This is a genomic window from Parashewanella tropica (assembly GCF_004358445.1).
Taxonomy (GTDB): Bacteria; Pseudomonadota; Gammaproteobacteria; order Enterobacterales; family Shewanellaceae; genus Parashewanella; species Parashewanella tropica.
On record NZ_CP037951.1, the window covers coordinates 463,333 to 475,104 of the forward strand.

Consider the following 11,772-nt stretch of genomic DNA (forward strand, 5'->3'; position numbering starts at 1 on the left):
ACTTAACTCATGGATAAGTTTAAAAAAATTCAGATAGTAAGGTTGGCTCTAGTAGGACTAGTTGGAAGCGTCATCATTACGGGGTGCTCATTTCGCAGCATGACAGGCTTCTTCTTCGGGGTGAATGTCAACCCTGTTGAAATGCCGCTCAAACGCTCATTTGAGCCACGTAAGACCGACCAAAAAACCAAAGAAATTGTAAACATCACTCATCGTTTTATCGATTCACTGGACGCCAAACAAAAGCAAGCTTTGCTGTATGAGCTTTCAGATAACGCTCAACGTTCTAACTGGTCAAATTTTCCTGAGGGCATGATCCCTAGAGGGGGCTTAAAGCTTGGAGAAATGACGAGCAAACAACGCGAGTTGCTAGACGATGTACTCGCGCAAGTGTTAAGTGAAAAAGGCGTGCAGAACATTGAATATCAATTGGCTGCCGAAGATACCTTTGAGGCAGGTGGAATGCTTAAGTACGGCACCGATTATTTCTATGTCGCTATTTTGGGTACGCCTTCAGAAACTCAACCTTGGATGTTTCAATTTGGTGGGCATCACTTAGCCATTAATGTCACCATTTACGGGGCTGACGCTAGTTTTTCCCCAATGCTCACGGGAGGTCAGCCTCTTAATATTCGTTACAAAAATCAAGATGTATTTATTACTCGTGATGAAACCGAAGCAGCACAACGACTAATGAGTAGCCTATCCGGTGAGCAAAAAGCCAAGGCGCTTCGTGGAGAACACGCGATTGATTTACTTTTAGGTCCAGGAGAATACGGTACCGTTGTCGCGCCTGAGGGGCTCAAGGGCAGTGAATTATCTAAAGAGCAAAAACGTTTATTAGTGCAATTGATCACCACTCGCCTTGGGTTTATTAACCCTGATGATTTCAGCAGCACTATGGCCACCGTTCTAGCCGAGTTGGACGATACCTATTTTGGCTGGTGGGGACCGACGGATAAATTAGGTTTTGCTTACTTTAGAGTCACAGGTCCTTCATTGGTACTTGAGTATTCCCCCCAAGACGATGAAGGTGATGCCACAACCGAGCACGCTCATAGTATGTATCGTAATCCTAAAAATGATTATGGCGTTTCTTGGATCGGTAAACAAAATGAGATAGGCAAAAAAGATGACTAGAGTGCTGTTGGTATTGTGTTTGTTGTTTTGTTGTAATGCCTATTCTCACCCTCATACCAATGTGAAGCAGCAAGCGTTATTGTCCGTCGGATTGGATAAAGTGGCACTGACGATTCGGGTCGTGCCTTCCTTCGATGAAGGCGCTGAAATCTTTGACACCATAGATAGCAATAAAAATGGCGTGGTTTCTGATAAAGAAGCCAATGCTTTTTCGACAAAAGTTATGAATAAGGTTAGGTTGATTCAAGGTGACAAACGGGTCAAATTGAACCTTAAAAGTGTCCACATACCTTCAATGATACAAGTCAGTTCAGGGCTTGGGGTGATTGAGCTTAAAGCAGATGGAAAATTGAGCCTTAAAAAAAGTACAACCGATAAAGTCACTTTTTCGGTAAATTATGAAGACCTATCCCATGATTGGTTTATTCAGCCTTTCTATTTTAAAGATCTCACGACTCATTTTAAGCACATTGAGATTAATCGTCGGCATCACGGTACGTTCTTAGAAATGACCTTAGCGCCATAACGACTGAACGTTCTCAACGCTCTTGTAATAAGCAAATGCTGAAACGCTACAGGCCCATCCATGGGCGCTTAGCCTCGGCTTACATGCCTCGGACATTCAGCTTTTTGCTTACTCTCTCCCCTGTATAATCAATCCGTTGAATTTTTGAGGGAGCCTTCAGTGCCTGCGCAGGTAAGACGTTCAACCCTTTAACCGAACAGAATTATGTGTGAGCAGGAACAGTTTAAGGTCGCATTCTTGCCTTTATTCCCTCACATTTAATAACAGAATCACTTAGCTTGCTCTTAAATATTTTTTATTGTGTTATCCTGCATATAAAAGCAGCACATTATTCGTTTATAACCCAGCGTGAGAAAAGAATAAAAATTAACACATAACATGACAAAAACTCCTTTCACAATAACTCGTATCAATAATGCATGTGTCTTGATCAGCATTGGCGAACATCACATTTTAACTGATCCTTATTTCTTAGATGTTTCCTTTATAGGCATAACGGAGTTGGCCGCTATTGAAGTTAAAGATTTACCGCCATTAACTGCGATCCTTGGATGTCATGATGTTACCGATCATTGGCAGATGGAAGGTCTAGTCGATTACCCACACGATAAGGATGATGTTACTCTATTTGTTGCAATGGATAGTCAAGTCATCACGGCTAAAGAAGCGGGGTTTAGTCAGGTTGAAGTGCTAGAGTGGGGAGAAAAAAGAACCCTTGGGGCTAACTTAATTATTGAGTCTGTAGAAGGGCAAAATATGCTCAAGTGGACCGTCAATAATTATGTCATTCGCCTAGGTGCCACAGCCATTTTCTTTGGAGGTGAAGCCAGAGATTTATCGCCATTAGCAGAATACTACAAAAACAATGGCTCTGTTGATATCGCGATACTCCCAGTAAACGGTGTTCATTTGATGTCTTATTATCAATTGGTCATGACGGCAAAAGAAGCGGTTGAAGCGACCAAATTACTCGGCGCCAAACAGCTGTTTACGATCCATGACGCCCATCGACCTATCCCCTTTTTTATCAATATCAATAGTTCAGGTGAAGATGCTGAAATAGCCGCCAGTAAAGAGACGAATATTGAAGTGATCAGAATGCCTACTGGGCAAGTTTGGTCAAACTCTTCTTTGTCTGCTTGATAGGACTCATTTCAAAACAAAAGACCTCGCGATTGCGAGGTCTAATAAAATGATATATGTCTCTAGTATCCCCTCAGAACGGAATATCGTCGTCCCAGCCATCATCCAAGTTTGGCGTATAGCTTTGTTGAGCAGGTTGTTGAGGTGCAGATTGAGCAGGCTTAGCTTGTTGAGCAGGCGCTTGCTGTGCTGGCGCTTGTTGCTGTGACTGATAGCTCTGTTGTGGCTGCTGAGGTTGATAGCTTTGTTGAGCTTGCTGCTGTGGAGCACCATAACCAGACGTTTGTGGCTGCTGTGCAGGAGCTTGCTGGTTTTGTGCACCATAACCGCCTTGGTTGCCACCCATGCTACCACCTTGACGGCTATCTAGCATTTGCATTTCATTACCAACGATTTCGGTCTTATAACGATCTTGACCAGTTTGTTGATCTTGCCACTTGCTGGTTTGTAGGCGACCTTCAATATAAACCTTGGCACCTTTCTTAAGGTATTCACCCGCAATTTCAGCTAAACGACGGTACATAACAATGTTATGCCATTCAGTACGTTCTTGTTGCTGACCTTGTTGGTCTTTCCATGTTTCACTTGTTGCAATGGTAAAGTTGGCTACCGCATTGCCATTTGGCATATAACGTACTTCAGGATCGCGCCCTAAATTACCTACTAAAATTACTTTGTTCACACCACGGCTGGCCATGATTCTCTCCTGCGAGTCTAATATTTTTTGCTTACATGCATAACGGCTAGGGTATGCTTTTTTAACGGTTAATTCAATCAGAGGACGTTAAAATTGCTTTGGCATTTTCTAACTCAAATTGATCGGTAACCTTCAAATAGGCGGCTTGTTCTTCAGTGATCAAAATCGCTTCAGCAACACCGGGAAGCGTTGACAACTGAGCTGCAATTTCTTGGGCGTGTGCATTGTCACGGATCTTAGTTGAAAGCGTATAGCTTTTTAATAGAACAGGATTCTCCATGCCTAAAGATAATAATAGCCAAATTCCCACCAATACCAAGGCGACAATAAATACGCCATTCGCACCGACCCATTGATACATACTGCCGCCTAAGAGGCCACCACTGAATGCCCCTAAAAATTGGCTGGTGGAGTAAACCCCCATAGCAGAACCTTTGTCACCCGCTGGGCAAAATTTAGCAATTAAGCTGGGCAATGAAGCTTCAAGGTAATTAAAGGCAGTAAAGAACAGCAAGATCCCCAATGCGATTAGCCAAAATTGAGTTTCAAATAGAGCCAATATAGCGAGTGCGGCCAGCATGATGAGCAATGAAATTTGAAACGTCGCTTTGGTGTTTTTCCTTTTTACACCAATGATGATCAAAGGCACCATTAAGAAAAAGGCACCAATAAAGGTAGGGAAATATAGTTTCCAGTGGTTTTCTTTGGCAAAACCAGCATGCACTAGAACAAAAGGTAAAGCGACAAATACTGCTGTAAGGGTTAGATGAAGAATGAAGATCCCTGCATCAAGTCGAATGAGCTGAGGATTCTTTAGCATGGTGAGCAGGCGTTTTGGCGCCGCCATCGTGTCACCTTTTGGAGCGTGACGCACAGGATTGGGTACAAAAAACTGGACGATGACTACACCTAAAACAGCAAAAACGGCGGTGAGTATAAAGAGTCCTGATAACCCCAACTCGTGAGCCACAATAGGCCCAAGTAACAAGGCTAATGCGAATGAAAAACCAATGCACATACCGATAACGGCCATCACTTTAGTACGCTGTTCATCGCGTGTGAGATCGGCAGCTAAGGCGAGCACCGCTGCGGCAATAGCGCCCATTCCTTGCAAGGCTCGACCAACAATCACCATATAAATACTGGTAGCACTGGCGGCAACTAGACTACCGATGGCAAATAAGATCAAACCACCAATAATCACCGGCTTACGTCCGAATTTATCCGATAAAATTCCCATCGGTATCTGTAACAAGGCTTGGGTCAATCCATAAGCGCCAATGGCAACGCCCACTAAGAAGGGAGAAAACCCTGTTAAGTGCTGACCGTATAGGGCAAACACCGGCATGATCATGAAAAGTCCCATCATTCTCAAGCCAAATACGCTGGCTAAAGAAGCGGCTACTTTCTTTTCAACTGCAGATAAGCCGTTATTACTCATGTTAAGACCTTGAAACGATAGAAATGAAAAGTAAGATACCTATTCAAATTGACCGGTAACAGAAAGTTGCTTGTGTTCAATTCAGACAGATATGGCCAAAAGCAGCGCATCATAGCATACGGAAACTGTGAGTTTAAAAGTTTAAATAACACTTTATTTTAATAGTGTTTTTATTGTAAACGATGAGCCTTGCCATCAAAAGTTTGTAAATAAGAATTAATGGAGTAAAACCAGATTTTATCCAGAGTTCGGAGCTGTTTTGCGATACTTTAGAAAGTGACTTTAGGATATAGAGGTTACACTGAAAAATTTCTTCTGGCATACTGTATATCCTTTCAGTGTTTTCAGTACTTTTGAGAAAAAAAGAGAGCTTGATGGATAAGATCGAAATACGCGGCGCCCGGACTCATAACCTCAAAAACATTAATTTGACCATACCCAGAGACGAGTTAATTGTGATCACTGGTTTATCTGGCTCCGGAAAGTCCTCATTAGCGTTTGATACCTTGTATGCCGAAGGGCAACGTCGATATGTTGAGTCGCTATCGGCGTATGCTCGACAGTTTTTGAGTTTAATGGAAAAGCCGGATGTGGATCATATTGAGGGCTTAAGCCCTGCGATTTCCATTGAGCAAAAATCGACGTCTCATAACCCGCGCTCAACCGTGGGAACCATTACTGAAATATACGATTATTTGCGCTTACTCTACGCCAGAGTGGGCGAGCCTCGTTGTCCGACTCATCATCAACCCTTAACCGCGCAAACCGTCAGCCAGATGGTGGACAAAGTACTAGAGCTGCCTGAAGGCAGTCGTCAAATGCTACTGGCCCCCGTCGTTAATGGTCGTAAGGGTGAGCATGTTAAGTTACTGGAAAGTCTTGAAGCTCAGGGCTACATTCGTGCTCGTATTGATGGCGAAGTGTGTGATTTATCCGATCCGCCAACCTTAGATTTACATGTTAAGCACACTATCGAAGTGGTAGTGGATCGCTTTAAAGTACGTGAAGACATTAAACAGCGTTTAGCGGAATCTTTCGAAACCGCATTGGAATTGTCTGGTGGCTTGGCATTAGTTGCGCCAATGCTCGAGGATGATGAGCAAGAGTCATTGGTCTTTTCGGCTAACTTCGCCTGTCCTCATTGTGGTTACTCAATGACAGAGCTGGAACCACGGATTTTCTCGTTCAATAATCCAGCTGGTGCTTGTGGTACCTGTGATGGTTTGGGCGTACAGCAGTTTTTCGATCCTGAGCGTGTGGTCGTCAATAGTGAGTTGTCATTAGCTGGTGGCGCGATCCGTGGTTGGGACCGTCGTAATTTCTACTATTTCCAAATGCTCAAATCATTGGGTGAACACTACGATTTTGATGTTGAAACACCGTTTGAACAGCTTGATGACAAGATCAAAAAGATCGTATTTTACGGATCGGGTCGCACTAAAGTCGCCTTTAAATACGTCAATGATAAAGGGGATGTCGTACAGCGAAATCACCCGTTTGAAGGCATTTTAAATAATATGGACAGACGCTACCGAGAAACAGAAAGTAACTCGGTACGAGAAGAACTCACTAAGTTTATCAACACTCAACCTTGTCAAAGCTGTGGTGGTTCTCGTTTAAAAGAAGAAGCGCGAAATGTATTTATCGAAAAGGTGAATTTACCTGAGCTCACCACATGGTCGATTGGCGAAGCGAAAGACTATTTCGATGAGCTAGAGTTCACGGGGCAAAAAGCCCAGATTGCTGAAAAAGTGCTTAAAGAAATTCAAGAGCGTTTAGGCTTCTTGGTCAATGTTGGTTTGAATTATCTCAACTTATCTCGCTCTGCGGAAACTCTATCTGGTGGGGAAGCACAGCGCATTCGTCTTGCCAGCCAAATTGGAGCTGGGCTTGTAGGCGTAATGTATGTGCTTGACGAGCCGTCTATTGGCTTGCACCAACGTGATAATGAGCGTTTATTGAATACACTGAAGCATCTACGTGATTTAGGTAATACGGTTATCGTAGTAGAGCACGATGAAGATGCGATTCGTATGGCTGATCATGTGATTGATATTGGTCCCGGTGCGGGTGTTCATGGCGGTAGCATCATTGCTAGCGGTAAGCTTGAAGATGTGATGGGTTGTGCAGAATCGGTAACGGGGCAATATCTTTCTGGTGAAAAACAAATTCACGTCAAAGGTGATCGTGTCCCTTATGATGCTGAGCAAGTCATTGAGCTTAAAGGTGCTCGTGGGAATAATCTTAAGAATGTCGATTTAACTGTTCCACTGGGCTTGATGACTTGTATTACAGGTGTGTCAGGATCCGGTAAATCGACTTTGATCAATGATACGTTTTACAAGATCGCTCACCGTATGCTGAATAAAGCGACGGTAACAGAGCCTGCGCCTTACGATGAAATCATCGGTATGGATAAGTGCGATAAAGTGGTGGATATCGATCAAAGTCCGATCGGTCGTACGCCACGCTCAAACCCTGCCACTTATACTGGGATTTTCACACCCATCCGTGAGTTATTTGCGGGTACTCAAGAATCGAGAAGTCGTGGTTACCAAGTTGGGCGATTCTCATTCAATGTAAAAGGTGGACGTTGTGAAGCTTGCCAAGGCGATGGCCTTATTAAAGTAGAAATGCACTTCCTACCTGATGTGTATGTGCCTTGTGATTCGTGTAAAGGGCAACGCTATAACCGCGAAACCTTAGAAGTTCGCTATAAAGGCAAAAACATTCACGAAGTGCTACAAATGACCGTTGAAGATGCCAGAACTTTCTTCGATGCCATTCCAGCCATTGCTCGTAAATTACAAACTTTAATGGATGTGGGTTTGTCGTATATTCGACTTGGACAAAGCGCGACGACCTTATCAGGTGGTGAAGCCCAGCGAGTTAAGTTAGCCAAAGAGCTGTCTAAACGGGATACAGGCAAAACCTTATACATTTTGGATGAGCCAACGACCGGTTTGCACTTTGCTGATATCCAATTATTGCTTGATGTATTGCATCGCTTAAAAGCCCACGGTAATACGGTAGTAGTGATTGAGCACAATTTAGATGTGATCAAAACCGCGGATTGGATTGTGGATTTAGGCCCTGAAGGAGGCTCGGGTGGCGGTATTATTTTAACCTGTGGAACGCCTGAGCAAGTTGCTGAGCATCCGACATCTCATACGGCACGTTTTTTAAAACCTATGTTGTCATAACTTCGTTCTCACAAGGTATGAACAAAAGTTCACTGAACCTAGAATGGTGACTAGGTATAATCCCATCAATACGTCATTGATGGGATTATACTTTTGAGTTCAGTTGTTCCTTCTCACATTACGCTTGCAGGATCACGTTTGGGAGTGAGATTTGAGCGTGACATTGACTTTGAAACGATTAAATCAATGGAAAAGTGGGAGAGCTTTCAAGTCTATACTTTAGAGTCGCAGCTGCATAAACGTATCGTAGATCGTTTTTTTGGCCTGCGTACCTATGAAGCATACCTACAACTCTATACCATTATTCGTACTGATGATTTGGCTATCGCATCCAATGCTTATTATCGATTACAATCTCTATTAAGAACGCGACAATCACAATCATCTAGACATGCGCAGGGGAGTGTTCAAACATGCGCCTCACCACAATCCTTGAGTAACCCAAAAGAGCTGGTTGCGGCAACAAATATAAGTAAAAAACATCCAGACCCAGGTAGCCCAGTTTATACTTCTATTGGCGGTGTTCGATATCGTGTTGGTGCCCCACAGTTGAAGTTAAAGCAACTGTCTACTGATGGTGCTAAGGGAGACCAAGTTACTACTTCAGCCGCGATTGAAGTGTATTCTGATGTAGAGACTTTAAGGCTTGGAGCAATAAAAACTCGGCCGTCTTCAACAAACTTTGGGATCCCAGAGGAGGATTTCACTACTCCATTTAATATCGAAGAGCTTATCGAATTCTGTGACTGTCATTTTGAAAACCGAGAAGAGGCCGTTAAAGATTTCAAAATCATCTTGATGTCAGACAATGAAACAGAGTGTTTCAGAGCATTATTGAACCTTGAGGCAAATTGCTTTGATTGCCGAATTCAATTTAAACATGAGGAGAATGGCGATAGACATGCTTATTTTTTGTTAGACAAAAAGGGGAAAGCCACGTTACTCAGAAGCAGTGATTTCCAAATTCCATCGACTTGGGGAGCTCAAAGAAAGCAAGTTTTATTAGATGGAGCTTCACCATTGCAATTCCCATATATACCAAGATATTAAGAGATTATTTTCTTTATATTGTCAGTGCATTAGATAAACGATAATTCATCATCAGTACCTGATAATTTTTCTAGAATAGGAGTATTTACTGCTTGATCTCGAATCTATAAATTGGTGTGGTTGATATGTCGTTAGATTTGGTTTGGAACTGTAGTCAGCAAGAACTGGATCGTTTGGAAAACCTTAAGCCTTGTATAACTCAAAAAAAAGAGACTTCGGCGCGAATCCTGATTACAGGTATACATCGTGATAAATGCAAAGATGTTCTTTTTATTAAGTACAACCAAAAACTAAGAAAGTGGGAAGTCACTGTAAATCATAACCCTCATGAAGAGTCAAGAAAAGCCTGTAATGCATTACGCGTTTTTCTAAATGGCAAAACCGAATATCCTGACCTTACATGTAGTGAAGTTGATGGCTTTTTGTACGTTGGTTCACGACCGGTTTTATCGCAACACCCCAAAGCATGGAAAGCTGCGACGACTCAATCAAAAGGACTATCTTTAGCAGCGCTAAATGCATCAGCCACACCTTTAAACGTCGCTGCATCGTCAGTGAGCGAGCAAGCAAAACCAAAAATAAAGGAACCATCAGCTCGTCCCCATTTTGATTCACCAGAATCGCTTATTAGTCGTATACATAAACTTTTACACTCTAAATATGATGAAAGAACATACCTTGATTGCTACATCCAAGTGACCGAAACACTGTTATCGGATGAGTGGGCATCAGTGCAGGAACGAGATAAAGATGGCAGCATCAAAAGGATGAAACTCGATCCTGAAATAGAATTAGCAGTCAAGCAATTGATAGTGCAATGTGTTGAACATAAATACAGTGAATTTCTAGAACTCCAGAAAAATGGAGGCCTTGATAAACGGAAGCAAAAAGAGTGGATGGATGAAGGTAACCTTTATTCTAGTCGGTGTGCCAGTTCAGAAGAGGTACTCCCGTATGCTGCTCTGTTATCGAGTTGGACATTAATTTTAAGACAAGTTGTATTCCAACTTTCTCCATATGACTCGGCTAGTGATTTAAGGTACGAGTTAAGAGGTTTATTTAATGATCTCATTCCCACTCGACTGTTCTATAGTATTTCATTTAGTGAATACGGACCTGCTAAACCATATAGCCGAGTGACTTTCAATAAAGCTTGCGATAAATGGAAAACCGAACAGCAAGAATACTCTTATAGGCCAAGTAAGAGATGCGAAGTTAATCCATCAACTCTAGATCAGTTGGAACTCTTTCTGCATTTTGTAGAAAAAAGACCGTTAACGGGGGCAACTATCCCTCTAGTAGGCTGTCGTGTAACGTTGAGCAAGAAGCTTGGTGGGAGTAAAGATAAAGTTAAGCGAACAAGTTCAGAAGCAATTTCATTAAGGCTCACATCTGATCACAAAGTAAACCCTATGCTGCTAGAGTCCAAGCCGCTTGTACTACCACCACGCGATGACTATCAAGCTGTTCTTACCGTATTATTCCCTGAAACTGGGCATTTATATGTACTACCGAAAGTAATAGATGAAGATGAAGCCATTTTCCATCAAAGACTTGATGCGTTACTGATTAAAGAAAAGAGCAAAAAGGTAAACGTTGTTTTTTTCTCTGTTAAGCAAGGCTCTTTATCGTTATTGAGTGACTTGAGTCTTCGCTTCGGTGAGCGTACTCAGTTCAACATTATCACCCCGTTTAGACGGTTGACCAAGAATCAAGAGTATAAGCCCAAAAGTGCTAAGTGGGCACTTCAACATTACACTTTGATGGTGGAAGATCTCACTGAGGCTATGGGGAATTTTGGTTTTACTTTTTATGAGAAAGGACAGCAGTTTACTCTCACGCTTGGCGGCAATTCAAGAGCCGCAGCGGTACAAACAGAGAGTGTGAAAGCACCTTATACTTGGTCACAAGAATTAGCTACGAAGCCTTCTGACAGCTTAATGTCAATTGGGTTAGAACTTTTACAAAGCTTCTTATATCAAATGACGTGTTGCATTTCACTTGCTGGTATCACCGAAGTCAATACCCCCTGTTTAGATAAAGAGGGTCATTTTTTTGATAAAGAGTTGTTATTAATTTGGTTGCAAAAACATCAAACTAATCCTGCCAATAATGAACCTATGACAGAAAAAGATATCGTTGAAACTGGGATTTTCATCACAATGATTCACCAACTACGGGCTCGGCTGATTCTTAGTGGTAACGAAGAAATTCCAAAAGCTGACCCCCTCACAGAAAAAGTGTTGGAGGCAAAGCAAAGACAGTTAGGAAGAGATGGAGATCGCGTACAACAATTATTAAATAGAAAGATCGACCCCATTAAGGTTGTTGAGGATACTTCAAGTTCTGAAGAAGATGAAGTCGCACTAGAAAAGCAACGACTTAGACATCAGCAGCAGGAACACACATCTGATTCGAGTAGTGATGATGATACTGAATTAACAAAGCAGCAAATTCAGCGCCAACAACAAGTGCCATCTTATACAAGTGCGGTGTAAAGCCTAGTTACGGCTAAGAGCGAAGCCAAACCGAGAACCTTCTAGATAAATCATAATTCATCATATTTGCCTAT

At 42.4% G+C, this 11,772-nt stretch carries 8 protein-coding genes; 6 read left to right on the forward strand and 2 right to left on the reverse strand.

Features of this window, described 5'->3' with window-relative positions:
• The first annotated feature begins 9 nt into the window (after positions 1 to 9).
• The 3 genes from E2H97_RS01980 to E2H97_RS01990 all read left to right on the forward strand — a co-directional run bounded on the left by E2H97_RS01980 (position 10) and on the right by E2H97_RS01990 (position 2,809).
• The gene (locus E2H97_RS01980) at positions 10 to 1,140 is read left to right on the forward strand and encodes a DUF3500 domain-containing protein (protein WP_133405569.1); all 1,131 of its coding nucleotides are present in this window, start codon (positions 10 to 12) and stop codon (positions 1,138 to 1,140) included.
• Complete coding sequence (locus tag E2H97_RS01985) at positions 1,133 to 1,666, forward strand: DUF1007 family protein (RefSeq protein WP_133405570.1); 534 nt, start codon at positions 1,133 to 1,135, stop codon at positions 1,664 to 1,666. Before E2H97_RS01980 ends, E2H97_RS01985 begins: the two co-directional genes overlap by 8 nt.
• A 378-nt stretch (positions 1,667 to 2,044) precedes the next feature.
• Positions 2,045 to 2,809, forward strand: coding sequence for an MBL fold metallo-hydrolase (locus E2H97_RS01990; RefSeq protein ID WP_133405571.1), 765 nt, complete (start codon positions 2,045 to 2,047; stop codon positions 2,807 to 2,809).
• 73 nt (positions 2,810 to 2,882) lie between these two features.
• Here E2H97_RS01990 and ssb read toward each other — a convergent pair whose 3' ends face one another.
• The gene (ssb, locus tag E2H97_RS01995; protein ID WP_133405572.1) at positions 2,883 to 3,506 is read right to left on the reverse strand and encodes a single-stranded DNA-binding protein; all 624 of its coding nucleotides are present in this window, start codon (positions 3,504 to 3,506) and stop codon (positions 2,883 to 2,885) included.
• 73 nt (positions 3,507 to 3,579) lie between these two features.
• Positions 3,580 to 4,947: an MFS transporter gene (locus E2H97_RS02000; protein ID WP_133405573.1), complete on the reverse strand. Its 1,368-nt coding sequence runs from the start codon at positions 4,945 to 4,947 to the stop codon at positions 3,580 to 3,582.
• Between the two features lie 374 nt (positions 4,948 to 5,321).
• On the opposite strand from E2H97_RS02000, the gene uvrA reads away from it, so the two are divergent.
• The 3 genes from uvrA (at position 5,322) to E2H97_RS02015 (ending at position 11,698) form a co-directional block, all read left to right on the forward strand.
• Positions 5,322 to 8,150, forward strand: a complete 2,829-nt coding sequence (gene uvrA, locus E2H97_RS02005; RefSeq protein ID WP_133405574.1) for an excinuclease ABC subunit UvrA — start codon at positions 5,322 to 5,324, stop codon at positions 8,148 to 8,150.
• 93 nt (positions 8,151 to 8,243) lie between these two features.
• Complete coding sequence (locus E2H97_RS02010; protein WP_133405575.1) at positions 8,244 to 9,200, forward strand: hypothetical protein; 957 nt, start codon at positions 8,244 to 8,246, stop codon at positions 9,198 to 9,200.
• Between the two features lie 125 nt (positions 9,201 to 9,325).
• The gene (locus tag E2H97_RS02015) at positions 9,326 to 11,698 is read left to right on the forward strand and encodes an RING finger protein (protein WP_133405576.1); all 2,373 of its coding nucleotides are present in this window, start codon (positions 9,326 to 9,328) and stop codon (positions 11,696 to 11,698) included.
• Positions 11,699 to 11,772 lie beyond the last annotated feature (74 nt).